This window comes from Sagittula sp. P11 (assembly GCF_002814095.1).
Lineage (GTDB): Bacteria > Pseudomonadota > Alphaproteobacteria > Rhodobacterales > Rhodobacteraceae > Sagittula.
Genome location: NZ_CP021913.1, coordinates 2,545,501 through 2,572,310, shown reverse-complemented (window position 1 = coordinate 2,572,310; position 26,810 = coordinate 2,545,501). Strand labels below are relative to the sequence as shown.

At 65.5% G+C, this 26,810-nt stretch carries 27 protein-coding genes and 1 pseudogene; 17 read left to right on the top strand and 11 right to left on the bottom strand.

The genetic code is table 11. The annotated features are described in order from the left end of the window. Positions 1 to 25: 25 nt before the first annotated feature. From CDO87_RS12385 to CDO87_RS12375, 3 genes are all read right to left on the bottom strand, one after another. Entirely contained in the window at positions 26 to 2,053 is a 2,028-nt protein-coding gene (locus tag CDO87_RS12385) for a hypothetical protein (protein WP_100929061.1), read from the bottom strand. Beyond that, positions 2,053 to 3,279 carry an acetyl-CoA carboxylase biotin carboxylase subunit family protein gene (locus CDO87_RS12380; protein WP_100929060.1) on the bottom strand — a complete coding sequence of 409 codons (1,227 nt, stop codon included), beginning with the start codon at positions 3,277 to 3,279 and terminating at the stop codon, positions 2,053 to 2,055. Before CDO87_RS12380 ends, CDO87_RS12385 begins: the two co-directional genes overlap by 1 nt. Before the next feature lie 226 nt (positions 3,280 to 3,505). Further along, the gene (locus tag CDO87_RS12375; protein WP_100929059.1) at positions 3,506 to 3,766 is read right to left on the bottom strand and encodes a hypothetical protein; all 261 of its coding nucleotides are present in this window, start codon (positions 3,764 to 3,766) and stop codon (positions 3,506 to 3,508) included. 334 nt (positions 3,767 to 4,100) lie between these two features. Between CDO87_RS12375 and CDO87_RS12370 the strand changes: the two genes are divergently transcribed. The 6 genes from CDO87_RS12370 (at position 4,101) to CDO87_RS12345 (ending at position 8,271) form a co-directional block, all read left to right on the top strand. After that, positions 4,101 to 4,478 carry a hypothetical protein gene (locus CDO87_RS12370; RefSeq protein WP_157814981.1) on the top strand — a complete coding sequence of 126 codons (378 nt, stop codon included), beginning with the start codon at positions 4,101 to 4,103 and terminating at the stop codon, positions 4,476 to 4,478. Between the two features lie 59 nt (positions 4,479 to 4,537). After that, positions 4,538 to 4,756 carry a hypothetical protein gene (locus CDO87_RS12365; protein WP_100929057.1) on the top strand — a complete coding sequence of 73 codons (219 nt, stop codon included), beginning with the start codon at positions 4,538 to 4,540 and terminating at the stop codon, positions 4,754 to 4,756. Further along, entirely contained in the window at positions 4,753 to 6,147 is a 1,395-nt protein-coding gene (locus CDO87_RS12360) for a TolC family protein (RefSeq protein WP_254698098.1), read from the top strand. Before CDO87_RS12365 ends, CDO87_RS12360 begins: the two co-directional genes overlap by 4 nt. After that, positions 6,144 to 7,499: a multicopper oxidase family protein gene (locus CDO87_RS12355; protein WP_100929056.1), complete on the top strand. Its 1,356-nt coding sequence runs from the start codon at positions 6,144 to 6,146 to the stop codon at positions 7,497 to 7,499. The genes CDO87_RS12360 and CDO87_RS12355 overlap by 4 nt, the downstream gene beginning before the upstream one ends. 67 nt (positions 7,500 to 7,566) lie before the next feature. Further along, on the top strand, positions 7,567 to 7,869 hold the full coding sequence (locus CDO87_RS12350; protein ID WP_100929055.1) for a copper-binding protein: 303 nt from the start codon (positions 7,567 to 7,569) through the stop codon (positions 7,867 to 7,869). Between the two features lie 99 nt (positions 7,870 to 7,968). After that, positions 7,969 to 8,271 (top strand): SHOCT domain-containing protein, encoded by a 303-nt coding sequence (locus tag CDO87_RS12345; RefSeq protein ID WP_100929054.1) that lies wholly within the window; start codon positions 7,969 to 7,971, stop codon positions 8,269 to 8,271. Positions 8,272 to 8,332: 61 nt separating this feature from the next. On the opposite strand, the gene CDO87_RS12340 is transcribed toward CDO87_RS12345, so the two are convergent. From CDO87_RS12340 to CDO87_RS12315, 6 genes are all read right to left on the bottom strand, one after another. Continuing rightward, on the bottom strand, positions 8,333 to 8,767 hold the full coding sequence (locus tag CDO87_RS12340; protein ID WP_100929053.1) for a cytochrome c: 435 nt from the start codon (positions 8,765 to 8,767) through the stop codon (positions 8,333 to 8,335). Between the two features lie 21 nt (positions 8,768 to 8,788). Then, positions 8,789 to 10,174, bottom strand: a complete 1,386-nt coding sequence (locus CDO87_RS12335; protein ID WP_100929052.1) for a multicopper oxidase family protein — start codon at positions 10,172 to 10,174, stop codon at positions 8,789 to 8,791. 1 nt (position 10,175) lies between these two features. Beyond that, entirely contained in the window at positions 10,176 to 10,607 is a 432-nt protein-coding gene (locus tag CDO87_RS12330) for a cytochrome c (RefSeq protein ID WP_100929051.1), read from the bottom strand. Between the two features lie 82 nt (positions 10,608 to 10,689). Further along, entirely contained in the window at positions 10,690 to 11,082 is a 393-nt protein-coding gene (locus CDO87_RS12325) for a hypothetical protein (RefSeq protein WP_100929050.1), read from the bottom strand. A 66-nt stretch (positions 11,083 to 11,148) separates the two neighbouring features. Next, a complete protein-coding gene (locus CDO87_RS12320) occupies positions 11,149 to 13,536 on the bottom strand; it encodes a heavy metal translocating P-type ATPase (RefSeq protein WP_404944751.1) in 2,388 nt (795 codons plus the stop codon). A 137-nt stretch (positions 13,537 to 13,673) separates the two neighbouring features. Continuing rightward, positions 13,674 to 14,240 (bottom strand): Crp/Fnr family transcriptional regulator, encoded by a 567-nt coding sequence (locus CDO87_RS12315; RefSeq protein WP_198521710.1) that lies wholly within the window; start codon positions 14,238 to 14,240, stop codon positions 13,674 to 13,676. A gap of 67 nt (positions 14,241 to 14,307) precedes the next feature. Here CDO87_RS12315 and CDO87_RS12310 point away from each other — a divergent pair, with 67 nt between their 5' ends. Next, positions 14,308 to 14,850, top strand: coding sequence for a hypothetical protein (locus CDO87_RS12310; RefSeq protein ID WP_198521709.1), 543 nt, complete (start codon positions 14,308 to 14,310; stop codon positions 14,848 to 14,850). 126 nt (positions 14,851 to 14,976) lie between these two features. Here CDO87_RS12310 and CDO87_RS12305 read toward each other — a convergent pair whose 3' ends face one another. Both CDO87_RS12305 and CDO87_RS12300 read right to left on the bottom strand, forming a co-directional pair. After that, positions 14,977 to 15,174, bottom strand: a complete 198-nt coding sequence (locus CDO87_RS12305) for a hypothetical protein (protein WP_254698096.1) — start codon at positions 15,172 to 15,174, stop codon at positions 14,977 to 14,979. A gap of 38 nt (positions 15,175 to 15,212) precedes the next feature. Further along, positions 15,213 to 15,419, bottom strand: coding sequence for a cold-shock protein (locus CDO87_RS12300; protein ID WP_100929047.1), 207 nt, complete (start codon positions 15,417 to 15,419; stop codon positions 15,213 to 15,215). 346 nt (positions 15,420 to 15,765) lie between these two features. Between CDO87_RS12300 and CDO87_RS27135 the strand changes: the two genes are divergently transcribed. From CDO87_RS27135 to CDO87_RS12250, 10 genes and pseudogenes are all read left to right on the top strand, one after another. Continuing rightward, positions 15,766 to 16,269, top strand: a complete 504-nt coding sequence (locus CDO87_RS27135; RefSeq protein ID WP_100929046.1) for an Lrp/AsnC family transcriptional regulator — start codon at positions 15,766 to 15,768, stop codon at positions 16,267 to 16,269. A 139-nt stretch (positions 16,270 to 16,408) separates the two neighbouring features. After that, the gene (locus tag CDO87_RS12290) at positions 16,409 to 17,548 is read left to right on the top strand and encodes a glycine cleavage T C-terminal barrel domain-containing protein (RefSeq protein ID WP_100929045.1); all 1,140 of its coding nucleotides are present in this window, start codon (positions 16,409 to 16,411) and stop codon (positions 17,546 to 17,548) included. 9 nt (positions 17,549 to 17,557) lie between these two features. Next, positions 17,558 to 18,007, top strand: coding sequence for an OsmC family protein (locus CDO87_RS12285; protein WP_100929044.1), 450 nt, complete (start codon positions 17,558 to 17,560; stop codon positions 18,005 to 18,007). Positions 18,008 to 18,021: 14 nt separating this feature from the next. Next, the gene (locus CDO87_RS12280; protein WP_100929043.1) at positions 18,022 to 18,816 is read left to right on the top strand and encodes an enoyl-CoA hydratase; all 795 of its coding nucleotides are present in this window, start codon (positions 18,022 to 18,024) and stop codon (positions 18,814 to 18,816) included. A 3-nt stretch (positions 18,817 to 18,819) separates the two neighbouring features. Further along, positions 18,820 to 20,453, top strand: a pseudogene (locus CDO87_RS12275) (acyl-CoA synthetase). 137 nt (positions 20,454 to 20,590) lie between these two features. Then, positions 20,591 to 21,991, top strand: coding sequence for a selenium-binding protein SBP56-related protein (locus tag CDO87_RS12270; RefSeq protein ID WP_100929042.1), 1,401 nt, complete (start codon positions 20,591 to 20,593; stop codon positions 21,989 to 21,991). Between the two features lie 2 nt (positions 21,992 to 21,993). After that, complete coding sequence (locus CDO87_RS12265) at positions 21,994 to 22,653, top strand: hypothetical protein (RefSeq protein ID WP_100929041.1); 660 nt, start codon at positions 21,994 to 21,996, stop codon at positions 22,651 to 22,653. A 257-nt stretch (positions 22,654 to 22,910) separates the two neighbouring features. Next, the gene (locus CDO87_RS12260) at positions 22,911 to 23,957 is read left to right on the top strand and encodes a GlxA family transcriptional regulator (RefSeq protein WP_198521708.1); all 1,047 of its coding nucleotides are present in this window, start codon (positions 22,911 to 22,913) and stop codon (positions 23,955 to 23,957) included. A gap of 157 nt (positions 23,958 to 24,114) precedes the next feature. After that, positions 24,115 to 24,963, top strand: coding sequence for a MurR/RpiR family transcriptional regulator (locus tag CDO87_RS12255; protein WP_100929039.1), 849 nt, complete (start codon positions 24,115 to 24,117; stop codon positions 24,961 to 24,963). 236 nt (positions 24,964 to 25,199) lie between these two features. After that, entirely contained in the window at positions 25,200 to 26,726 is a 1,527-nt protein-coding gene (locus tag CDO87_RS12250) for an ABC transporter substrate-binding protein (protein ID WP_254698094.1), read from the top strand. The last annotated feature ends 84 nt before the right edge of the window (positions 26,727 to 26,810 follow it).

The window sequence follows — 26,810 nt, the reverse complement described above, 5'->3', positions numbered from 1 at the left end:
GTCCGACGCGGCGTCCGGCCCGTTGTCAGGCGCCTACGCTCTCGTCCTCCGGTTGCCTGTCGGCGGCCCAGCTGGCGATGGCCTGCTCGCGCACCCTCGCGATGACATCGGCGGGAATGTCCTGACCATGCGCGCTGCGCAGCGGCTCGTCGTGAAAGAGGTAGACACGGGACAGGAACGGGTCGAACTCCAGCGATCCTTCGCCGTAGCGTTCGCCATGCCCCGAGGTCGACACCACGACGCCGTTGCCCCAGTCCTGACCGCTGTCGTTGTTCGGGTTGTAGAAGTAGATCCGCATCCGCCCGGCCTGATCCTCTGCCACCCGCAGGATGGCGATGGCATGCCAGCCCACGAACCGCTGCTGCGCATCCGTCACAGCGATACCGGCCGGTTGCGGGTGACCAAGCGGTCGGCCGCCGTTGTGGTCGGGATGATATGTCGCAAAGAAACGGCGCAGGAAGTCGTCGTAGGCCGCCAGCTTCCCGGTGGTGACATCCACCGCGACGGCGCAATCGCGTGACACCCACCAGCCGTGGAACTGCGGATTGATCCACTTGTGCGGATCGCCGGGGCGTCCCGCGCACAGCCGGCCCATCTCGGCGTAGATCCGGTCGAGATGCCCGACCAGAAGGACCGACACCGGGTCGGCGTCGATCGGTCCCATACCCGCAAGCCCTGCCGGAAGGTCGGCGGAGTTGATCGGCGTGCCCTCGAACTGCATCTGGAGGGTGTCGAACTCGGCCACCTGCGTCACGAGGTGCAGCAGGTAATCCGGGTCGTTCAACGCCCAGAGTGCGATGGCCCGGGCGGACTGACAGGTCGGATTGGCGCCCTGCCCGACGCCCAGCGGCTGCCCGAGCACCTGAAGCACACCGGCCAGCAATTGCGTCTCCGGCGAGACGGCAGGCCCGAACCCGAGCGCGAGACGGTCCCGCGCCGCGCCGCGCAGGCGGAGCGACAGTTGCCGTTCCAGCGCCGGAACCATCGGCGCGTGATGCAGGGTGCCGCGTTCCAGCAGCATGGCGAGCCCGTAGGCGGCCTGCGGCGTGGCCGGCGTCACGGCGCTGCGCACCAGTTTCTCGATCACGCCGCGATAATGGCGCCAGCAGTCGAGGCCGGTGGACCCGAGGCCAAGCGCCTCGGGGATCAGGGGTCGCTGATCGAAGTCCAGCGCCCATGTCAGGAAGGCCGCATGGTAGTCGGAGACCAGCCCCGTATCGTGCATCGCGCGGGCAAACCCCATGGCCTCACGCGAGAGGCCGGCGTCGTCGGCGACCGATATGCGGTCGAGGTAGACGGCAAGGCCCGGATCGTCGCGCGACGCCGTCGTCGGGCCGAAAAGGGCACTGACCAGACGCTCCGCGCCGAGGCGGGTGCTGCCGGGTTCGGTGCCGTTCTCGTTCAGGGCGACAGCGATCTGGGCGATCATGTCCTTGACCACACCCACCTGCACCGAGCGCTGCTCCAGCAGGCGCCAGATCTCGGACACGAGCACGCTGAGAACGTCGTTCAGCCCGATATGGTCCGCGATGTGCCGCAGCACCCGGCATTTCACCTCGTGCCGCGCACCGAGCCCCCGGGCCGCTTCGTCCGGCACCCCGAACAGGTCCTTCAGGTTCAGCGCAAGCACCTGTGTCAGGAAGTGCCGCGCGCCGTCCTGATGCAGGTTGCCATGCCGGGCGTCGCCCTTGGCCACGGCCAGGAACCGCGACAGGCTGGCCGCCTCCAACGCCTGGAACGCGGGGTCTTCGGACACCAGCGTCCCTCCGACCAGTTGCGGCAGGAGCGCCTCGGGCCGGTCCCAGTCGGACCCGACGAAAAGCCCGGCTGCGTCCATGCGTGCCGCCCGTTCGCGCACCACCCCCAGCCCGCCGGGCTGGGCGATGATGCGGCCAAGAACGTCGAGCACGGGGCGCTGATAGCGGGCCTTGGCAAAGGGCCGGGCCCGCTCCAGCCGTTCAATCGCAAGATCGAGCGTACCGGACAAGCGCGCCAGCGCGGCGCTGTCGTCCCCGGTCTGCCCGTCCGCGGAGGACGCGTTTCTGAGGTTCATCAAACGTAATAATCCAGCTCTTCCTGCTTCTTCAGAAGGTCTCGCAACTCGTGCGGGTTGTCACCGAAGAAATAGGCCAGCCCCCAGTGCGTGCCGAACGCGGACCGTTTGGCCACCTTCTGCTCGCGCGGGTCGGCCAGTTCGTGAAATTCGAAATACGGGTGGTTCGCCGTATCTTCGGGGATCTCCAGACGGCTGACCACGCGGCGGCGCGGATAGACACCGAAACACCCGGCGTGGCCCTTGGCATCGACAATCTCCTTCGGGAAGAAGGCGTCGAGCTCTTCCTGCGTGGTTTTCGGATCGAAGGCCACCACCAGCCCCTGGTAGCCGTTGAAGCCGTAGGCCCGTTCGATCAGCTCCAGCGCGTTGAAGCCCGGCGGGCGATAGGCGACCTCACCGAAGTACAGCTTGTTGTCGCTGGTAAGGAAATACTCCGGGTGGATGAAGCCGAAGTCGATGTCGAAGACCTCGATCAGCTTCTCGATTTCCTCGGTTATCCGTTCGCGGTGCGCCTCGAGCTCCGGCGTGGCGGGCACGAAGACCGAGTAGCCCAGCGTGACGTATTCCGAGATGTTCAGGAACTGCACCTTGCCGTTCTTGATCCACGCCTCGACGGCGAATTCCCAACCGTCAAGGTGGCTTTCCAGCAGCGCCGGAAATTCCTCGTCGGGGATGTTGTCGACGTCCTCGGGGGTGCGGATCACCCGGTGACCGGCGGTGCCGGACTTGTCGAAGGCCTTGAAGTGGATCGGATCGTTCGGGTCGCCGTCCAGCTTCAGCAGCGTCTGGTTGACCCGCTTGAGGAACCGGATCACGTCGCCGCGGTCGTGCGCCTCTTCAAAGACGCCCACCCGGATACCGCCCAGCTGCGCGCGGCGCTTCATCAGCGACTTGTCGCGGAACAGCATGGCCTGCCCCAGAAGCCGCGGGTTCTTCATCAGCACGGCATTGATCGCACCGGCCCATTCCACCGTCTCCTCGAAGATCGGGATGGCCACGTCGACGCCCATGTCGTCAAGCCGGTGCGCCAGCTCGTGCGAGCGTTCGTTCAGACGGTCGAAGTCCCACGGGACAAAGGGAATGTCGTTCTGCTTGCAGTAGTCCTCGGCCCAGGGCGGAGCGACGACCACATACCGGCGGTCGAAGCGGTCGACCGCGTCAATGGCGTTCAGGCTCCAGCCGAGCAGGGCGACATACCCTTTATCCGGGTTCTTGTCAGTCATTGCATATCCTTTCATCAGGCAGACCAACAGGGACGAGCGCGCGTCCTGTCCGCTCGCGGACTAAGGGAAGGTCCTGTTACGGGAGATGCGACCCCGGCGAGCTGATCTGCGTCGGTTTCAAGTTAAGAGGTTAGCCCGCCGCGGACCGATTTCAACCGGGTCACGCAAGACAAGCCGATCCGCGGGCGCAGGGCACCCGCCTGTAACGCAGGGATGGAGGACGGGGTCAGAGCAGGTTTCTGAGCGGCCCGTCGGCGCTGATCGTCTTGGAGCCGTCGGGCTCTTCCAGGACGTCGAGCCATGCCTTTTCGTCGTCGATCTCGACGAAAAAACGCCATTCGTCCTGTTCGATCATGGCAATGGCTTCCTCGGTCGAGAGCCGCCACTGCGACTTGCCGAAAAAGGATTTGCGGACGCCTCCGATCGCAAGGAGCTGTGCGCCATTGTCCGCAACCTTTGCCCATGTCACTTGAGCTGGTGCAGCCATAGTGTTCACCACCTTTCTACCTTAAGGATAGCGCAAGATTGCCGCTGGGGAAACAGTTAAGGCCTAGTTAACTGTATTCACTCACTAAATCCTGGACGAACGGTGCCGCGGCCATGGGGCTTTGGGAGATTCGGCGGCTCGCCGGTACTTTCATTCGGTGCCTGCAGCATGGCCCCGACGCAGGCGCACATCGGCTTTCCATGCGATAACCCGTCGGCGGCATTCGCCCGCCAGAGACCGCCGCCATGGCGCAAAAGAACCGAGGCGCGCCGAAGTTGGCCGTTAACGCTTTCGTGAGTTGCTACCGCCCGCGGGCGCGGGCATCGATTTCCACATGGTGAAGCGTGTTCTCCTCGTTCTGCTTCTCGGCCTGACCGGCCTGATGGTCGCGATCTCTCCGGTCGCGGCACAGATCGCGTCCGACCGTGCGATCTGTGCACCGCAGGTGCAGGCACAGGTCGAGGACACGCGCATGGTTCACCACGGCCATCAGGGCCACGTGACGCCACCGGACGACACCGCAGCCAAGGAGCAGAAGTCCGAAACCGCGCTGTTCAGTTGCTGCGATCACGGCTGCGTCCTCGACATCTCCAACCTGCCGGACACGGACGCAAAAACCGTGTCCGAGACGCGGGTGCCCGCGGACTGGTCCGTGCTCGACCGCGCCGACCTGACGGGACCCATCGGTCTGCGTCGTCCTCCGAAGGCCTGATCTTCCCGCCACGGGTGTGCGTGCCGCGCCCTGACTGAAGATCCCTTCGGAGTCATTCCATGAAATACCGTTTCGCGGCGCTTCTGCCGCTGGCGCTTGCGGGCTGTGCACAGCCTCTGGCGTTGCCCGAGGCCGGTGCGCTGATCCGCGCCGCCGATCCGTCCACCGCCACCGCCGCCCAACCGGGGCCGAGCGTCGGCTACACCGCCTACCCCATTGCCGAGCCACTCGACTGGCGGCAGCTCAACGACGCGCAGGCGCCGGGAGGTGGCACATGAAGCATGTGATCGCGCTGGCCGGGCTGGCGCTTCTGACCGCTTGTGCCGATACGGCGACCGTGAAGGGCGCCTCCGATCCGCAAGCCGGTTTCGCCTTCGTCGCCGATGGCGCCAACCGTTCGACGGGCGCAAAGGCCGCCTGGGCGCAGACCGCCGCCGATGTGGCCGCGAACGAGGCGCGCGCCAAGGCGCTGGTTGCGGGCAAGACCATCGGGCCGGACACCGCCGTACAGGTCGCCTTGATGAACAATCGCGGGTTGCAGGCGGCCTATGCCGACCTGGGCCTTTCGGCCACCGACCTCTGGGAAACCGCGCTGGGGCCGCGTCCGAGTCTCGAACTGTCGCTCAGCGGCATCGGCGAGGCCAGTCTGGCCCGCTCGCTCGAGGCGACCGTCACCGGCGCCATACTCGACCTGGCCACGCTCAAGCCGCGCACACGCATCGCCGAGATGCACTTCCGCCAAGCGCAGCTAGAGGCGCTGGCCGAAACGCTTGCGCTGGCCGCCGAGACGCGCATGGCGTGGATCGACGCCGTGGCGGCGTTCGAGGCGTCGTCTCTGATCGCGCGGGCGCAGGGCACGGCAGAGGCCGCCTCCGAACTCGCGGCCGAACTGGGCCGCACCGGTGCGATGAACCGCGCCGACCAGGCGCGCGAGCATGTGTTCACCGCGGAACTCGCCGCCGAACGCGCCGAGGCCCGGCTTGAGGCGCAGCTTGCGAAGGAGAAGCTGACCCGGCTCATGGGGCTCTATGGCGCGAGCACCGATTTCTACGTGCCCGACCGCTTGCCAAGCCTGCCGGGCCGCAGACCGGGGCGCAGCAATGCCGAGGCCCTCGCCCTGCAACATCGCGTCGACCTCGCCATCGGCAAGCTCGAACTGGAAGCGATTGCGCAGGAGTACCGCCTGACCAGCCAGACCCGCCGCATCGAGGGTGCGGAAGTCACAGCCGGTGCAGAAGTGGAACGCAGCGACGACAACGAAACCGAAGTCGCCCGCGTGCTGCAGGCCAGCCTGGAAATCCCGCTCTACGACACGACAAAGCTGACCTCGCGGCGCGGTGCACTGGAGTATTCCCGCGCGGCGCATGAACTGGCGCAGCACGCGGTCAACGCGCGGTCCGAGGCACGCTCTGCCCATGCGGAAGTCACCGGCACCTACAACATCGCGCGGCACTGGCGTGACGAGGTGCTGCCCCTGCGCCGTGAAATCGACCGCGAGGCGCTGAAATCCTACAACGGCATGCTGACCTCAACCTTCGAGCTGATCGAGGACGCCCGTGACGGGCTGGAGGCACAGCTGTCCACCGCCGAGGCCAGGGCCGATTACTGGCGCGCCGAAGCCAACCTGAAAACCGTGATCTGGGGTCCGCCCGCTGGAGGTGACGAATGAACCGCCGTCAATTGCTGGCCGGTGGCGCTGGGGCCGTTCTGGCCTCTGCCGCCGCAGCCGAAACCCGTTTCCGTGATCTGCCCGAGGCAGCCTCGACCGACAGCCCCTACACGCAGGTGCCGCCACGGCCCGGCTCCGGCCCGGACTACAACCCGGTCGTGACGCTCAACGGCTGGTCGCTTCCCTGGCGGATGAATGGCAACGTGAAGGAGTTCCACCTCGTCGCGGAGCCGGTTGAGCGTATCATGGCCGACGGGATGATGGCCCGGCTCTGGGGCTACAACGGCCAGTCCACCGGCCCGACCATCGAGGCGGTGGAAGGCGAGCGCGTGCGCATCTACGTCACCAACCGCCTGCCGGAACACACCTCGGTCCACTGGCACGGGCTGATCCTGCCTTCGGGCATGGACGGCGTCGGCGGGCTGAGCCACCCCGCAATCCCACCCGGCAAGACCTTCGTCTACGAGTTCGACCTGATCAAATCCGGCACCTTCATGTACCATCCCCACGCGGATGAGATGGTGCAGATGGCGATGGGCATGATGGGCCTTTTCATCGTGCATCCGCGCGATCCCGCCTTCATGCCGGTGGACCGGGATTTCGCCTTCCTGCTGGCGTCTTACGACATCGACCCCGGTACATACATCCCGCGCGTGGCAGAGATGACCGACTTCAACTTGTGGACCTGGAACAGCCGGATCTTCCCGGACATCGACCCGTTGGTGGTGAACAAGGGAGACCGGGTGCGGGTGCGCTGCGGCAACCTCACGATGACCAACCACCCGATCCACATGCACGGCTACGACTTCGAGGTGACCTGCACCGATGGCGGCTGGGTGCCAAAATCCGCCCGCTGGCCGGAGGTCTCCATCGACATTCCCGTGGGCGCCATGCGCGCCTACGAATTCGATGCAATCCACGAAGGCGACTGGGCGATCCACTGCCACAAGTCGCACCACACGATGAACGCCATGGGCCACGATCTGCCGACCTTCATCGGAACGGACAAGACGCGCCTCACGCAGATGATCCGCCGCCAGCAGCCGGGATACATGCCCATGGGCACGGCGGGCATGGCCGATATGGGCGAAATGTCCATGGAACTGCCCGACAACACCGTGCCGATGATGACCGGCTGGGGGCCGTTCGGTCCCCTGGAGATGGGCGGCATGTTCTCGGTGGTGAAGGTGCGCGAGGGCATCGCGCCGGACGATTACTCCGACCCCGGATGGTATCAGAACCCTCCGGGCACCCAGGCCTGGGAATGGACCGGAGAACTGCCCGAAGAGGTGCGCCAGAGCAGCGCCGCCACGGTCATAACCCCCAAGAGTCACCTCAACCACGATCACTGATCCGGGCCCCTGCCCGGCACTGACCCCAAGCCCCCGCGAAGGGGCAAACACCTGAAAGGAAACGCGTATGAAAACCCTCAAGGCACTTGCAATCGCCCTGCTCACCGTGACCGCGCCCGCTTCGGTCGCCCTGGCCGAAAGCCACATGGCCATGCCGATGAGCCAGGGCACGATCACCAAGATCGACACCAAGTGGAAGAAGGTCACCATCGACCACGGCCCGCTGGAAAACCTCGACATGCCGGCGATGAAGATGGTCTTCGACTATGCGGACGGCATGATGGAAGGCCTGAGCGAAGGCGCCACGGTGTCCTTCGTCGCAGACCGCGTGAACGGCAAGCTGACCGTCACGGAGATCACGTCCGAGTGATCTTGCGGCCTTCGGGCCGCCCTATTGCGCTGGATCAAGGTCGATGGTCCGGGTCCGGCGCATACTGGAGCCATAACAAGAAGACCGAAGGAGGTCGCCATGAGATGGTTCGCAGTTCCGATGATGTTGCTTGCCCAACCGGCCCTTGCCGACCGTGGTGAGGTGTACGGTTACATGATGGACGGTTACGGCCACGGCATCGGCATGATGTTCGGGCCGGTGCTCTGGCTGATCGTGCTGGGGCTGGTCGTGGCCGGTGTGGTCTGGTTCGTCCGGCAGCCCGGCAATGCCATGGCCCAGAAGGCGCCCGGCGATGCGCTGGCCGAACTGGACATGCGCCTGGCGCGTGGTGACATCGACGCCGAGGACTATGCCGCCCGCAAGAAGCTGCTGGCAGGCTGAACGGTTCGATCCGGTAGCAAGATCAGGGACGCGCCCCGCCGCAAGGACGGGGCGCGTTTCGTCATTTGCGGAACTGCGAGTGGCACGCCTTGCAGGTTTCGCCAAGCTGGCCCAACGCAGCGCCGAGGTCGGCCTCGGACTGGATGGTCCCGGCAAGCTTCTCTGCCGCATGCTCCGCATCCTTCGCCCGGGACGAGAACGTCTCCCAGTCTTCCCAGATCACCGGCAGGGCCTCCGATTTCGGGTCCTCCGCGCGCACCTCGAACATGGAGACGATCTGCGCCGACTGTGCGGCGATCTCGTTCAGGGCGCTGTTGGCCGCGTTGGCGTCGAAAGCCATCTGGCCTTTTGCCATGGCCCCCACGAGCTTCATCTGGTCGCCGATGGTCTCCATGACCATCATGCGCGCCATGACATCCTTGTTCTCGACCCCGCCATGCGCCAGCGCCGCGGTGCCTAGCGCGATCAATGCGATTGCCAGTTTAGCTTTCTTCATGTCAGTCCCTCGTTGGTTTTTTTAAGTCACGTTTATCCAGGTGGTCATGCCCGATGCGGCATGGGCGAGCATGTGACAGTGGAACAGCCACTTGCCCGGGTTGTCGGCGGTGAAGGCGATCTCAAGCGGTTCGTCCGGCACGCTGAGGATGGTGTCGCGCAGCGGACCGAAACTGCCGTCGGCGCGGACCTCACGGAAGTGCATGCCATGCAGGTGCATCCCGTGCGGAAAGGCCGTGCGGTTCTCGAGCCTGATGCGCAGCACCTCGCCCAGGGCAAGGTCGGCAAAAGGCGTTTCCGTCCGCCCCGCCTGCCCTGCAAGCGCCCAGAACTGCCCCTTCTCGATCAACGCGCGGAAGCCAAGGCGCTCTCCCTCGAACATGGCGCTTTCCATGCCCGCCATAGCGCCGCCTTCCATCACCATGTCGAGGCTGCGGGCCTCTGACAGATCCGGCAGCGCGGTGCGCGGGTTGGCGGGCAAGGCCGCCGGCGCCGGGCGCGGGGTGGTGGCGGACTGGCCGGATACCCTGACCTCGGCCAATGCCTCCCAGCTGTCGTCGTCCATCCACATGAGCAGGCCCGCGGGCGCGCCTTCGTCCGCGGTGATGTCCACGATCAGATCGGCGCGCTGCGCGGGGGCCAGCACGATCTCGTCGCTCACCTCTTCCGGGCCATCCAGCGGCATCCCGTCGAGCGCGACGGTCCACCCCCTCATGCCCTGCAGGCGCAGCACGAAGATCCGCGCGTTGGCGGAATTGATCAGGCGCAGGCGCAGGCGTTCATGCCGCTTCGCGGTCAGGGCAAAGTCGTATCGGCCGTTCACCCCGACCAGGTTCCCGGTACGTCCGCCATGGCTCATCATCATCGGATGGTTGAAGGGCTCCACAAAGCCGCCGGTGTCCGGGTCGAGCAACCAGTCGCCCAGCATCAGCACCTCGTCGCGGTCCACGTCGGGGGCGTCCGCCTCTTCGACGATCAGCGCGCCGGACAGGCCGCGCGCCACCTGCTCCATGGAGTTCGTGTGCGCGTGGTACCAATAGGTCCCGGCGTCCGGCAGCGTGAAGTCGTAGTCGAAGGTGCCACCGGGCGGCACGGCCTCCTGCGTCAGCCCGGCGACCCCGTCCATGGCGTTGTCGATACGGATGCCGTGCCAGTGCACGGAGGTCGCCACATCGAGTTCGTTGACCAGTTGCCGCTGCAGGCGGTCGCCCTGCCGCATACGGATCGTTGCACCCGGTATGGTGCCGCCATAGGACCAGACCGGGGTGGCGGGATAGCCGTCTGGCGCCAGTTGCACGCTGGCCTTCTGCGCGACAAGCGTATCCGTCGCCCCCCATGCGGGCCGGGCCAGCATCGTCCCGGCAAGACCGGCGCAGAAAGCGCGCCGGCCAATCGAAAACCCTGTCATGTCAGTTGATCCCGTTGGCCCGTTGAAGCTCTCGAACGTAGGTCACGATTCCCGCGACGTCGGCCTTTGTCAGCCCCTCCTGCGCAGGCATGTTGCCGAACCGCCAGTGATGGGCGCGCACGCCCTGCTGCACGGCGAGGAAGAACGCCATGTCACCATGGTGCGAAGGTTCGTAGATCTTGTGAATGAGCGGCGGACCGAAGCCGTCCTTGCCTGCGGCGTTCTTGCCATGGCACGCGGCGCAGACGGCGTCGAAGGCCTGCTTGCCCACCTGTGCCTCGGCCGAGAGGGTCTCAGGCAGGGTGACGGAAACGATGGGCGCACCTTCGGTCGCCGTGTCCGTCGTTTCCTGCGAATTGGTCTGTGTCGTGGTCAGGTATGCGCCGATGGCGACTGCAACGACAGCCGCGCCAGCGAAAGCGATCTTCTTCATTTCAGTATCCTGAGTGGCACGGGGGACAGGCCCGCGTGCGGTATTCGACATTTCGGGCGAAAGGCCCGCGGTTCAGTCGATCTCAGGCACGCGGAGGGGGAAGATCGCGCTCCGGGCTGCGGTGGCGGCCCGTGACAGACGTGGGCCTGTCGTGCAGGTAGCGGAAACTGCCGTTCAAAGCCGTCTGATGCTCAACCGGCAGCATCGCAAGGGCGCCGCCGGTCACATGGTGGCAGTCGGGCATGGCGTCCGCCTGGTCCGCCCTGGTCGTCTCATGATGGCTGTCGGGACAGTCCGGGCAGTCGTGGACGTGATCCACGACCCCGCCCGCCATATCGGCAGAGGCCACCTGAGGCAGGCTCACCAGCAGGATAGCGACGGCAAGCGTCAGGACACCTGCGACGCACAGCATGCGCCGCACGGCGGCTGCGCTGTCCCTGCACGTCTTCTGCCCTGTTGCCATCAGGCCTGCCATGAACTGTCTCCTCGGTGGTACTGAACCCCGAACCCGGTTGATGATACAATCAATCTGTCGTGAACGTCAAAGTTTCGCCGCCCGGAGCCGCAAGGCATTGCCGATGACCGACACCGAGGACAGGCTCATCGCCGCCGCGGCGACCATCGGAGACAGCAGTACGCCGAGGAACGGGTACAGAAGCCCCGCCGCCAGCGGGATGCCCGCGGTGTTGTAGACGAAGGCGAAGAACAGGTTCTGCCGGATGTTGCGCATCGTGGCCTCCGCCAGCCTGCGGGCACGGACGATGCCGGTCAGGTCGCCTTTTACCAGCGTCAGGCCCGCGCTTTCCACCGCCACGTCGGCCCCGGTGCCCATGGCGATGCCCACGTCGGCCTCGGCGAGCGCGGGCGCATCGTTCACCCCGTCGCCCGCCATGGCGACGGACAGCCCCTCCCCCTTCAGACGCCGCACGAGCGCGCCCTTGTCCTCGGGCGAGACACCGGCGTGGACTTCGTCGATGTTGAGCTCCCGCGCCACGGCCTGCGCGGTTGCCTCAGCGTCGCCAGTCGCCATGACGATCCGCAGCCCTGCCTCGTGCAGCGCACGGATGGCATCGGGCGTGGTCTTCTTGATCCGGTCGGCCACCGCGACCAGCCCGGCGGCACGTCCGTCGACGGCCACGAACATGGCTGTCTTGCCCTCGACCTGCATGGCCTTCGCCCGATCCGAGGGAAGGTCCTCGACCCCGAGATCCCGCATCAGCGCAGCGTTCCCCAGCGCGACCTTCCGGCCATCGACGGTGCCGGTCACACCCTTGCCGGTGATGGCCTCGAAATCGGTGCTGTCCCTGCGCGGTGCATCCCGATCCTCGGCGCCCTTCACGATGGCCTCGGCCAGCGGGTGTTCCGAGCCACGCTCCAGCGCGGCGACCAGAGACAGGAACTCCTCCCCGTCCATGTCCTGCGGTTCGACGTCGGTCAGGGTCGGCTTTCCTTCGGTCAGGGTGCCGGTCTTGTCGACGATCAGCACGTCGACCTTGGCAAAGCGTTCCAACGCCTCGGCATCGCGGATCAAGACGCCCGCGCCGGCGCCGCGTCCGGTCGCCACCATGATCGACATGGGCGTCGCCAGACCCAGCGCACAGGGACAGGCGATGATAAGGACCGACACCGCCGCGACAAAGGCATAGGACAGCGCCGGAGACGGGCCGAGCGCCCACCAGGCCACGAAGGCCAGCAAGGCCGCGACCACCACTGCCGGGACGAAATATTCGGCCACCCGGTCCGCCATGCCCTGGATCGGCGCCCGCGACCGCTGCGCGCTGGCGACCATCTGGACGATGCGGCTGAGCGTGGTGTCGTCGCCCACGTCCTGTGCCTCCATCAGGAAGCTGCCGGTCTTGTTAAGCGTGCCGCCGGTGACGGCATCGCCTTCGGTCTTCTCGACCGGCACGGGTTCGCCCGTGATCATGCTTTCGTCGACCGAAGACCGGCCTTCCGTCACCACGCCGTCCACCGGCACGCTCTCGCCCGGACGGACGCGAAGGATGTCGCCAGAGCGCAGGTCGTCCAGCGGCACGTCCTCTTCGCTGTCGCCCGTGACACGGCGGGCGGTCTTGGGCGCGAGGTCCATCAGCGCCCGGATCGCGTCGCCGGTACGCTCCCGCGCGGCCAGTTCCATCACCTGCCCGATCAGCACGAGCACGAGGATCACCGCCGTCGCCTCGAAATAGACCGGCGTCATGCCCATGCCATCCCGCACCTGGTCCGGCAGAAGGCCGGGGACCAGCAGCGAGATGATGGAAAACAGGTAGGCCGCCCCGGTGCCGAGCGCGATCAGTGTCCACATGTTGGGGGACCGGTTCACGACAGAGGCCCAGCCGCGCTTGAAGAAGGGCCTGCAGACCCAGACCACCGGCGTCGCCAGCGCGAACTGCACCCAGCCGAACAACCCGTGACCGAACCAGCGGTCGAAGGGAAGGCCGATGTGCGTGCCCATTTCGAGGATGAAGACCGCCAGCGCCAGCGGCGCGGTGATCCAGAGCCTGCGCTTGAAATCGACGAATTCCGGGTTGGGGCCGCTGTCTGCCGACGGCGTCATCGGCTCCAGCGCCATGCCGCATTTCGGACAGTCGCCGGGATGGTCCTGCACGATCTCGGGGTGCATCGGGCAGGTGTACTGCGTGCCCTTCGGCATGGCCTCCGGCGCAGGGCGGTCACCGAGGTACGATTCGGGATCCGCGTCGAACTTCGACTGGCAGCGTTCGGAGCAGAAGTAATGCCTCTGGCCCGCGTGCTTCGACATGTGCGCGGCCGAGGCACGGTCGACCTCCATGCCGCACACCGGATCGGTGGCGGTCAGGTAAGCCTCCGGCTCTGCTACGAATTTCTTGCGGCATCCGTCCGAGCAGAAGTGATACGTGTGCCCGTCGTGGTCCGCCTTGGGCTTGTCCGCCTGCGGATCGACCGTCATGCCACAGACGGGATCGCGGGTGACCTTCTTGGAAGGGTGGTGGTGTACGTGCGCCTCTGCCATGTCCGATCCTCCGGCTTCGGGTTCAAGATGGACCATACAGATGAGGCTTCCAGTCACTGGAGGGTCAAGGGTAATTATGACACCGCGTATCGGCCTCGTGCGATCCGGGTGATCCTCCCCTCGGACAACAGGTCCGCCAGGGCACGGGAGCAGGCCTCCTGCGTCAGGCCGATGCTCGCCGCCAACGCCGTGACCGTATCCGGCTGGCCAAAGCAGGTCAGCGCCGCAAACGTCCGCTCCCGCGCGGCGCGGATCGACATGATCTGGGTCCTCAGCCGTTCCTCGCGGACCTGTAGCGCCAGCCGCGCGACGAAGGCTTCTGCGAAGTCCGCATCGTGTCTCAGGTGGTCGCGGATCACGGTCCCCGCGACCTGCACGCCCCGCGCCGGGGACAGGGCCACGCAGTCGCAGTGGTAGGCGTCCGCGAAGATGCTCGCCTCGGCCAGCGTCTCGCCCGGACCGGCCTGCGCGATCGTCACCCTGTGGCCGTCCTCGGTCACGCGTACCAACGCGAGCCGCCCGGCATCCACACGCAGCATCGCCGTGCCAGCTTCCCCGTTCCGGAAAACATGGGTGCCTGTCTCGACCTGGAACGCCTTCAGACGGCCGGGCGGCAAAAGGGCAAACGGGTCGTCAATCATGATCGTGATCATAACCCTTGCCCGTTTCCTGCGATAGTATCCATGGACATGCGAACAGGAGATCCCGATGAAACCGCTTGCCATCTTGCTGACATGCCTGCCCTTGGCGGCGAACGCGCAATCCCACGCCGGGCATGACATGCATGCGCCGTCCGCCGCTCCGAAGGAAGCAGGCCAAGGCGGTTTCGCGGCGCTGGCGGAGATCACCGACCTTCTCCGCGCCGATCCGACGACCGACTGGTCTCAGGTGGACCTGGGGCGGCTGCGCTTGCACCTGCAGGACATGGACCAGTTGGTGACCGAGCTACAGGTGAGCGAGACTGACGTGCCGGAGGGCTTGCAGATGACCATTGACCTGGCGGGTCCCGCCGCCGGGGCAGCCCTTCGCATGGTGCCCGCCCACGGCCCCGTCCTCGCGGCAGAAACCGGCTGGATCAGCGACGTGACCGTCGGTGAAGACAGCATCGTCTGGGCCGTGACCGATGCGGCGGCAGCGGACCAGATCCGCGGTCTGGGGTTCTTCGGCCTCATGGCCACAGGCAACCACCATCCCGCCCACCATCTGGCCATCGCCAGGGGCGGTACGCAGGATGCCCATTCGGGTCACTGAGGCTTGGCGCTAGGCGTCGATGACCTGCACGCCGGCAGGCCGCTGATCACCGGCCTGCCAGCGGCCACCGCCCCCAGCAGCCATGCCACTGTCAATGGCATAGGCCGGCTGCCGCGCCGCCAAAGATCAATCCGACCCCATGCTGTCCCGCTTTTCGCGGGCCGCCTTCAGGCGCGCCATCTTTTCGGCGCGCTCTTCGGCCTCGTCCTCCAGAACGCGCCGGGCGTTCGCAGTGGTCTTGTCGATCGCCGTGACCACATCCGCAGGCTTCGGCTTGGCGGCGGCCACGCTGGATTTCAGGGGATCGTCAGCGTCGACGTCCATGGCGGGTTCGCCCGTAAGGCTTTCTCTGGACGTTGTCTTCAAGCGAGCGCCAGGTTGCTGGCGGACTCGCGGCCATCGCGGCCGGTTTCGACGTCGAAGGTCACCTTCTGGCCGTCATCGATGCGGGTCAGGCCCGCACGCTCGACGGCAGAGATATGCAGGAAGACGTCCCTGCTGCCCTGTTCGGGTTCGATGAAACCGAAGCCCTTGCTGGCGTTGAACCATTTGACGGTGCCGTTGGCCATGTCCGTTTGCTCCTTCAAAATGCTGACCGCAGAAGTGCGGCAGTCCGGAAAACAGTTGATCCAAGTCGATCAACCGACGCCGGGCATACGGCAGCAGCGTTTCGAAGAGAAAAAACCTAAGCTCCCCGTCCATGAGGCTTATGGCTTGAAATTACAACGATTCTTGTACGGCAATCACGGGTGCGGACAAGCCGGTTGCATCGTCCGGCCACCTGCGCCGCCATCCGTTTGCGGCCCGTGTCGCAAAGTGTTTCGCCCCAACCGCCACAACCGCTATACAGCACCACGGCCGTCGCCCCGCAGGGCGTTCACGCCGTTCAAGCAAGACCACGAGGGTGAGGCAGCGTTGAAGAAGTTCGGTCTCGATGCCACGGACATCCGTATCCTGAGCGCCGTTCAGAGCCATGGGCAACTGAGCAAGACCCGCCTGTCCGAGATCGTCAACATTTCGGCCACGCCCTGCTGGGCGCGTCTCGACCGGCTGAAGGCGGCGGGGTTCATTCGCGGATATTACGCCGACGTGGCGCTCGACCGGGTGTGCGACTTCACGCAGGTCGTGGTGACCGTCTCGCTGACCACGCATCGCAAGGCCGACTTCGACCGGTTCGAGGCATGGGTCGGGCGGCAGGACGAGATCGTCGACTGCATCGCGACGGGCGGCGGAATGGACTACGTGATGCGGACAATCTGCCCGACGCTGACGGCGTTTCAGGCGCTCATGCAGGACATGCTCGAAGCGGACATCCCCGTGGACCGCTACATGACCTACATCGCGACTCGGGTGGTGAAATCCGGGCGGCCCAACATCGCCAAACTGGCCAGTTCCGCGCCGCGCGACCGAACGGTCTGACGAAGTCCTCTTTTTCAGCCTGAACGGTCCGCGACAGGGCCCTATTTTGGTCCGCTGTCGCAGGGTTTCGCCGCCTAAATAAGCGTCATCTTCCACCGTGTCCCGGGCCGCCAGCCCGGTTCCAGCAAGGGCGCAAACGATGCACGCAGACGAGTTCGGCTTTGGCACGCAGATCCGGAAATCCCCCTACTTCGACGCCACCGTGCGGTGGGGCGCAAAAGGGTTTTCCGTTTACAATCACATGTATATCCCGCGCGACTTCGGCGATTCGGAGCAGAACTTCTGGAACCTCGTCAACGACGCCATCCTCTGTGACGTGGCTGTGGAACGCCAGGTCGAGATCACCGGCCCGGACGCGGCCCGCTTCGTGCAGATGCTGACACCGCGCGACCTGTCCAAGATGGCCGTGGGCCAGTGCAAGTACGTGCTCATCACCAATGCCGAAGGCGGCATCCTGAACGATCCGATCCTGCTGCGGCTGGCCGAGAACCACTTCTGGATCTCGCTTGCCGACAGCGACATCCTGCTGTGGGCGCAGGGCGTCGCGGTGCACTCCGGGCTCGACGTGCAGATCTGCGAGCCCGACGTGTCGCCGCTGCAGCTTCAGGGGCCGAAGTCGGGCGCGATCATGCAGGCGCTCTTCGGTGACGACATCCTGAGCCTGAAATACTACTGGCTGCGCGAGCTGAACCTCGACGGCATTCCGCTGATCGTGTCGCGCACCGGCTGGTCGAGCGAGCTGGGCTATGAGCTGTACCTCCGCGACAGCGCGCATGGCGATGCGCTGTGGGAACGGATCATGGCCGCAGGGCTGGAGTTCGGCCTGAAGCCGGGGCACACCTCCTCGATCCGGCGGATCGAAGGCGGCATGCTGTCCTACCACGCCGACGCCGACATCCACACGAATCCCTACGAGCTGGGGCTCGACCGGCTGGTCAACCTCGACATGGAGGCCGACTTCATCGGCAAGGCGGCGCTGAGGCGCATCCGGGACGAGGGCGTGAAACGCTGCCAGGTCGGCCTGATCATCGACGCCGATCCGCTGAAAGGCCCGAACACGACCTTCTGGCAGATCAATCGCGATGGCGTCGAGGTCGGCAAGGTGACCTCCGCGGTCTACTCCCCGCGGCTCGAGCGCAACATCGCCCTCGCCATGGTCACGGTGGAGCACGCCCACCTCGGGATGCAGATCGAGGTCCTGCTGCCCTCCGGCCCGTCGATGGCGACCGTGGTGGAGCGTCCGTTCTACGACCCCAAGAAATCGCTGGCCGCGGCGTAAGGCAGGTCCATGTCCGATCTCGCCATCGACCTGCACTGGCAGCGCGGCGGGCCAGCCCTGTTGCCCGGCCAGTATTCCGCCGCGCACCGGGTGTCCTACGGCACCCGGTACGACATCGATGTGGACGCCGCCCCCGACTGGGGCGGCGATCCCGACCACACCAACCCGGAGCAGGCGCTGGCCTCTGCCCTGTCGAGTTGTCACATGATGACCTTTCTCGCACTGGCGGCAAAGGCGGGCTGGCCGGTGGCGGGATACTCCGATCACGCGGTGGCCTTCCTGGGCAAGAACCCCCGGGGGCAGATGTCCGTCACGCGCATCGACCTGCACCCGGTGGTGCGCTTCGACCATGGCTTTGCCGTCACCGACGAGGCCATGGCGCAGATGCAGGACCGCGCGCACCGCTACTGCTTCATTGCCAACACGCTGGCCGACAGCGTGGAAATCAACATCCGCTGAAAGGGGGGCCGCCCGTGTCAACGATCCTGCTGCGCGACCTCGATGCCGATGGCGTCCTGCGCCTGACACTCAACGACCCGGCAAGGCGCAACGCACTGTCGGAGGCGATGCTGACGGAACTGGGCACAGCCTTTGCCGAGGCGGGCCGCGATCCTGCCGTACGGGTGATCGTGCTGGCCGCCAATGGCCCCGCGTTCTGCGCAGGGCACGACCTGAAGGAGATGACGGCGGGCCGGGCGGCCGGAGACAGGGGGCGTGCCTATTTCACGAAGGTACTGACCCAATGCTCGGTCGTCATGCAGGGGATCGTCACCTGTCCGAAGCCGGTCATTGCCGAGGTCACGGGCATCGCCACCGCCGCCGGTTGCCAGCTTGTCGCCAGCTGCGATCTGGCGATCGCCGCCGACACAGCGCGGTTCAGCACACCGGGCGTTCACATCGGTCTCTTTTGCTCGACCCCGATGGTGGCCCTGTCGCGCAACGTCGCGCACAAGCACGCGATGGAGATGCTGTTGACCGGCGACATGACCCCCGCCGTTCGTGCCGCGGAGATCGGCCTGGTCAACCGCGCGGTGTCCCCGGATGCCCTGCGCGAAGAGGTCATGCAGATCGCCCGCAAGATCGCGTCGAAGTCCGCGATGACCCTCGCCACCGGCAAACGCGCTTTCTACACGCAGGCAGAGATGCCGCTGGCCGAGGCCTATGACCATGCCACCCGGGTGATGGTCGAGAACATGCTGGCCCGCGATGCCGAGGAAGGCATTGGCGCCTTCATCGAGAAACGCGCGCCCCAATGGCAGGATGCCTGACCCATGTCGAACCCCTACAACACCGGACTGGACCGCAACCCGGCCAATTACCAGCCGCTGACACCGCTCGGTTTTCTGGAACGCGCAGCGCTGGTCTTTCCCGACCACACCGCCATCGTGCACGGCGCGCTCCGGCGCAGCTATGCCGCGTTCTATACGCGGTCCCGGCAGCTGGCCTCTGCCCTGGCGCAGGCAGGCATGGGGCGCGGCGACACGGTCTCTGCCCTGCTCGCCAACACGCCCGCCATGCTGGAATGTCATTACGGCGTGCCCATGAGCGGCGCGGTTCTGCACGCGATCAACACGCGGCTCGACGCGGCGATCATCGCGTTCCAGCTCGACCACGCAATGTCGCGGCTGGTGGTTGTCGATGCCGAGTTCCTGCCGCTTCTCAATGAAGCGCTTGGGCTGGCCGCGGTCTCGCCGACCGTCATCGTCTATGACGACCCCGAATACGATGGCCCACGCACCCCGACAGACGCCACCGATTACGAGACCTTCCTCGCCAGCGGCAACCCGGACTTCGCGTGGCTGCGCCCCGAGGACGAGTGGGACGCCATCGCGATCAGCTACACCTCCGGCACCACCGGCGATCCGAAGGGCGTCGTGACCCATCATCGTGGCGCGTACCTTCTGGCGCAAGGCAACGCGCTGACCGCATCCATGGCGAAACACGCGGTCTATCTCTGGACGCTGCCGATGTTCCATTGCAACGGCTGGTGCTTTCCGTGGACCCTGTCGGCGATCATCGGCACCCATGTCTGCCTGCGGCAGGTCCGCGCCGAACCGATCTGGGCCGCACTGGCAGAGGAGAAGGTCACGCACCTGTGCGGCGCGCCCATCGTCATGTCGCTGATCATCCAGGCCCCGGACACCGAGAAGCGCGCGCTCACGCACGACGTGCAATTCTTCACCGCCGCCGCGCCGCCGCCTGAAAAGCTGCTGGCCGAGATGAAGGATGCCGGGTTCGACGTGACCCACCTGTACGGGCTGACGGAAACTTACGGCCCCGCCGTGGTCAACGACTGGCACAGCGACTGGTCGGACCTGCCGCCGGCGAAACAGGCCCGGCTGAAGTCGCGCCAGGGCGTGCGTTACCTCCCCCTCGAAGGGCTGGACGTGCTCGACCCCGACACGATGCAGCCTGTGCCGCGCGACGGCCAGACCATGGGAGAGGTCATGTTCCGCGGCAACGTCGTGATGAAAGGCTATTTCCGCAATCCCAAGGCCACAGACGAGGCCTTCAGGGGCGGGTGGTTCCATTCCGGCGACCTCGGCGTCGTGCATCCGGACGGCTACATCCAACTCAAGGACCGCTCCAAGGACATCATCATCTCCGGGGGCGAGAACATCTCCTCCATCGAGGTCGAAGAGGTGCTCTACCGCCACCGCGCCGTGGCGGTCGCCGCCGTGGTCGCCATGCCGCACGACAAATGGGCGAAACGCCCTGCGCCTTCGTCGAACTGGCTCCGGGCCATCACGCGGATCAGGAAGGTCTGCGCGACTGGTGCCGGGCCTACCTCGCCCACTACAAGGTGCCCGGGCGGTTCGTCTTCGGCAGGGTCCCGAGGACATCCACCGGCAAGATCCAGAAGTTCAGCCTGCGCGACAAGGCCCGTGCGCTGGAAGACGCCTGAATCCGGCACGCCGGGTGGACTGCTCAGGCAAAAGACTTCGGCACAGCCACAATCCATGGCAGAATTCGCCCATTAGATTTCAAGGAAACGCATAACCACACACTGAATACCAACTGAATAAAAAGGGAGGAAAGACCATGAACCTGAGACCCGACCCGACGTTCCATGCGACGCCGAGGCTGGCGATGGAGGCGCCGGCCGAGACACTGGCCTTCACGCTGATGCTGAGCCCCGACGGGTCGCAGCCCGATGGACTGGCCGTTGTCGACGTGGACCCCAAGTCCAAAACTTACGGCCAGATCGTCCATCAGGTCATCATGCCGAACAAGGGCGACGAGTTTCACCATTTCGGCTGGAACGCCTGCTCGTCCTCGCTCTCGCCGCTTTCGGGGCACGCCTTCCTCGAACGGCGCTACCTGATCATTCCCGGCATCCGGTCGTCGCGGATCTACGTAATCGACGTGAAGGAGCCGCTGAAGGCCAAGATCCACAAGATCATCGAACCCGAAGAGGTCTTTGCCAAGACCGGCTATTCGCGCCCGCACACCATCCATTGCGGCCCCGAAGGCATCTACGTCTCGACCCTCGGCGGCGGTGGCGCGGACGGCACCGATGGCCCTCCGGGCATCTTCATCATGGATTGCGAGACATTCGACATCCTCGGCCGCTACGAGATGGACCGCGGCGAGCAGGACAAGCACTACGATTTCTGGTGGAACCTGCCGCGCGACTACATGGTATCGTCCGAATGGGGTCTGCCGCCGCAGTTCGAGAACGGCATCGTCGCCGAGGACCTGCTGTCCAACAAGTACGGGCACAAGATCCACTTCTGGAAACTGCGCGAACGCAAGAACGTCCAGACCATCGACCTTGGCGAAAACCACCAGATGGCGCTGGAAATCCGGCCTGCCCACGATCCGTCGAAGGACTACGGCTTCTGCGGTGTCGTGGTGGACACGACCAACCTTCAGGGGTCGATTTTCACCTGGTGGCAGAAGGACGACGGCACCTTCGAGGCGAAGAAGACCCTGACCATCGACCCACGCCCCGAAAAACCCGAGAACCTGCCGCCCCTGCTGAAAGGGTTCGAGGCCGTTCCGCCGCTGGTCACCGACATCGACCTCAGCCTCGACGACAAGTATCTCTACGTCGCCTGCTGGGGTCTGGGCGAGATGCACCAGTACGACGTAACCGACCCGATGAACCCCAAGCTGGCGGGCAAGGTCGAGCTGGGCGGCATCGCGCGCGGCACGAAGCATCCCTGTGGCAAGCCCTTTGCCTATGGCCCGCAGATGGTCGAGATCAGCCGGGACGGCAAGCGTGTCTACTGGACCAACTCGCTCTATTCGACGTGGGACGATCAGTTCTACCCGGACGACGAGGGCGGGCAGATGGTCATGGCCCACGTGGGCGAAAACGGCGGCCTGACCCTGGCCGAGGACTTCTACGTCGAATTCCCCAAGGGCTATCGCAGCCACCAGATCCGTCTTGAAGGCGGGGACTGCTCGACCGACAGCTTCTGCTATCCGTCCGCCTGAACATGGACGCACCAACCACCGCAACGGCCCTCTGGGGGGCCGTTGCCTTGTCCGGCCTCTACCACGGGGTCAATCCCGGCATGGGCTGGCCGCTGGCCGTCTCTGCCGCGCTGATGGATCGCAGCCGCCGCAGCCTCTGGCGGGCGCTGGGGGCGCTGGCCCTCGGGCACCTGCTGGCGATGGCCGCGATCCTGTTTCCCTTCGGCGCGCTCATGTTCCTTGCCGAATGGGAGCGCGAGATCCAGATCGGCGCCGCGCTCCTGGTGATCGGCCTCGGGGTGTACCTGCTGTTCAACCGGCGCCACCCCCGTTTCTTGGCCCGCATTCCGCCGTCGCGGCTGGCGCTGTGGTCCTTCCTGGCTGCGATGGCGCATGGCGCGGGGCTGATGCTGGTGCCGATCTACCTTGGCATCTGCCGCACGGTCGAAACCGACGCCGGTCATGCAGCGGCTGCCGGCCTGATGACCGGAAACGCCAGCGTGGCGGCACTGGTGGCGCTGGCCCACACCCTGGCCATGACCCTTGCCGGGGGCGCATTCGCCTTTGCCGTCTATCGCTGGTTCGGCCTGAAGGCCCTGTCCCGCAGCTGGTTCAACCTCGACGTGGTCTGGGCGCTCAGCCTTGTCATGGTCGGCGGGATTTCCCTTCTGACCCTCCACTGAGGCACAACGCCCTCGACCGCCTATCGTCTGTGCCGGACGCATCCGATCGTGCCGACACCGGCCCGAGGTTGCTTGCAACCGCTGCACGCGGCTGTACGGTCGCGGCGCACCACAAGCTGACTGGCCGGTGTCGCATTGCTAGGATGTCGGGCGGCAATATCCTTTGGATGGCCATGAGCCAACCGACGCTTGGCCTCGTAGAACCAGCGGACATCCAGACCACCCGCAACGACCAAACGGACCGACGACACCGCGACATGGAAGCAGATCACGCCTCGAACAGACCCGCTGGCGGCCCGGCGACACAGGAGCAGACCTCGCGGGGGATCGCGTCCATCGCGCTCGAAGGCGACGTGGACACGCTGGACTTCACCTTCGTCGGGCTGCCGAAGGCGTCGATGCTGGCCTTCACCTCGGCGGTCGAGCCCCTGCGCATCATCAACCAGCTCGCAGGACGTCAGATCGCGCGCTGGCGATTGGTGACGCCGGACGGCGCGCCGCTGACCTTCTCGTCCGGGCTGAGCATGATGGCCGAAAGCCCGCCCCGCGACCTGCCGCGCCACACAAGGCTGATCGTCTGCTCCGGCACGGAACCGGAAACCTCGCTCTCCGACACGGTCACCGCGATGGTGCGCCGGGCATGGCGGCACGGCCACATCGTCGGAGGCATCTGCACCGGTGCCTACACGCTGGCAGAGGCCGGGCTTCTGCAGGGCCGCCGATTCACTCTGCACTGGGAGAACACCGACAGCTTCGAGTTGCGCTACCCGAACCTCATGTCGACGCGGCAGCTGTTTGCCATCGACAACAACGTGATGACCTGCGCCGGGGGCACCGCCGCGACGGACATGATGCTGTCCGTGCTGAACGATCACTATGGCCCCATCGCGGCGAGCGTCGTCATGGAAATGTGCCTGCACCCGGCGATGCGGATGCCGGACGAGGCGCAGAAGGCTTCGCTGGCGTTTACCTTCGGAGTGCGCAACGCCCGCTTCCTCGCGCTGATCCAGGACATCGAGAACAGCGACAACTGGTTCGACACGATGGACACGCTTTGCGAGAAGCACGCCCTGTCACGACGGCAGATCGAGCGGTTGTTCAAGAAATACACCGGCCATTCGCCCCAGGCCTATGCCAAGCTGCGGCGCCTCGACCATGCGCGCCTGCAACTGGCCACCACGAACATGTCGGTGCACGAGGTCGCGATTGCCTGCGGCTTCGAATCCGCCCGTGTCTTTGCGGTCAACTTCAAGAAACGCTTCGGCATGACGCCGACGGAATACACCGCGACCCAACGCAGATAGAGCCGCCCGTCCGGTCGGCAGAGCGTTTCACGCGCAATGCGCATCCGAAGCACGCAACGGGCGCTCGGCGATCGGATTGATTTCGCATGGATACGCCCCGGGTGAGCCTCTAGGTTGCAGGGCAATGCAAACGATCCATTCGGCGGGGACCGGAGCCATGGAAAAGACCTTTCACATCGCGCAACGCCTGCTGTCGACCTATGACGAGATGCCGCGCGGCGAACGTCGGTTGGCTGACCTGCTGCTCGAGGATGTCGGCGTGCTGGGCTACCTGACAGCCAGCGATCTGGCGGATCAGGCCGGCGTGTCAAAGGCGACCGCAGCGCGGCTGTTCCGGCGCCTCGGCTATCACGGCTATCGCGACGCCCAGCGTGAGGTGCGCGAGAACAAGTCGACCAAGGCCGCCGCACCTGAGGTGCCTGCGCTCTCCGGTGGGTTCCTGTCACCGGGCGAATACCTCGACGCCGAGGTGAAGCACCTCGTGCGCACGTTCGAGACCCTGCCCGCGGAACAGATGTCGGAAGCGGTGGAGATCCTCTGCCGCGCCGCGAAACTCTGGGTGGTGGGCTTCGGCGAGGGCTATCCGCTGGCGCTGTTCGCGCGGGCACTGCTGATCAAGGTCTTCCCAGACATCCGCATGATCCCCCTCAGCGGTTTCCCCGTGCCGGAGGAATTCGCCTCGATCAATCCGGAGGACGCAGTGCTGGCCTTTGGCGTCGGCCGCCGGACGGACGAGTTCCGCAATGTCATCGGATCGTCGCGCCGGGCGGGCGCGAAGGTAATCCTCGTGACCAATTCCATCGCCGCCGGGGACAAGCGCGGCGCAGACCTGATCCTGCGCGGGCGATCCGAGGGGCCCACGGTCTTCGGTTCGATGACCGCGCCGCTCAGCCTCGTCACCTACCTCTGTGCGCGCGTGGCGACCCGGACCGGCGATTCGGCACAGCGGCGTCTGGACCACATCGAGTCGATTCATTCTCAATGGGCTGAAGAAAGCAGCAAATGAGAGTGTTGCGTTTTCATAAGTGAAAAGAATCGCCCGGAGCGATCCGCGCGAAAGAGTCACTTTTGAAAATCGCCATGTCGTTTATGAAACAATCCTTGCGCTGAAGAAGGTTCCGCACGGACCCTTGTCCTCATGTCGTTCCTCCAAGCGAGGCGACGCAACTCGATCTGACGGAGATGAGGACAATGGACGACACACGCAAAAGAAGACGCGGGTTACACGCGGCAACAGGGGGAATGGTGACGGCTGCGCTGGCGCTCGGCGCGACCGCAGCCAGTGCTCAGGACCTCGTCTGGGCACGCTACGGGGACATCGACAGCCTCGATCCGCACCGCGCGACAAGCACGCTTTCAATGCAGGTCTGGGACCAGATCTACGACACGTTGCTCGCTTTCGACATGGACGGCACCCCCGGCCCCAACATGGCGAAAAGCTGGGAGGTCAGCGAGGACGGCCTCGAATACACCTTCACTCTGAACGACGGTATCCTGTGCCACGACGGCACCGCCTTCGACGCCAATGACGTGAAGTTCACCATCGACCGCGCCTTCGGCGACACGCCCAGCCTGACGAAGACAAGCTGGGGTCCGATCACCGACGTCACCGTCGAGGATCCGCTGACCTTCAAGGTCACGCTTGACAGCAAGTTCGGCGCCTTCCTCCCGTTCCTCGCCGACAGCTTCTCTTCGATGGTCTGCGACACCAACACCGCGGACACCTTCGGATCGACCACCGCCATCGGCACCGGGCCGTTCATCCTCGACGAATGGGTGAAGGGCAGCGAGATCGTCCTGTCGAAGAACCCCGACTACGTGAACTACGGCGAGCCTTGGGAGAACGAGGGCGCCCCGCACATCGACCGGTTGCTGATCCGCACCGTGCCGGAGGCGCAGACCCGTCTCGCCGCGCTGCGCACCGGCGAGGTCCATATCGCGGAACCGCCCTTCGACGACATCGAGGCGATCCGGGAAGCGGGTGAGTTGGACATCATCGTGGCCGAGAACACCGGCCAGGACGTGTTCTGGGAATTCACCGTCTCGCGCCCGCCCTTCGACGACATCCGCGCGCGTCAGGCCGTCGCCTATGCCACCGATCCGCAGATGGCCATCGACATCATCTACGGCGGGCTGACGAACCGTGAATGGTGCCCGGTCGCCCGTGGCGTCTTTGGCAACGATCAGGAGTTCTGCAAGCAGTACGGCTACGAGTACGACCCCGAGAAGGCGAAGGAACTGTTGGCCGAGATGGGCTACGGACCCGACAATCCGATGGAGACGACGATGTTCGTCTGGACCGGCGGCAACCGGCACAAGCTGGCCGAGATCTTCCAGTCGCAGCTTGCGCAGGTCGGCATCGACGCCGGCATCGAGATCATGGACATCGGCACCATGAACGCCCGCGTGAAGGCCCAGAACGAGGACACCACCTCGGACGAGCCGGGCACCTTCGACATGATGACATGGTCCTGGTACGACCCGGACATCCTCTACCAGCTCTGGCATTCACCCGGCGCCTACTCCGGCTTCCAGAACGCCGAGCTTGACGCCATGCTGGAGGAAACCCGCACCACGATCGAGCCCGAAGCGCGGCTGGAGAAGGTGCAGGCGGTCATCAAGTACCTGATGGAGAACGCGGTGCACATCGGCCTCTACAGCCCCGGCTGGGAGTGGGTCTTTGCCGTGCGCCCCGAGGTCGAGGGCTTCAAGGTCGGGCCGTTCCTGCATCCGAGCTTCCTTGACGTGACGGTGACAAGCGGGGGCTGATCTCCATTCCCCTGGAGGCCCCGGCCCGTCACCACCTCGGCGCGCGGACACGTTCCCCCCGCGCGCCGAACCATCCCTCCCGCC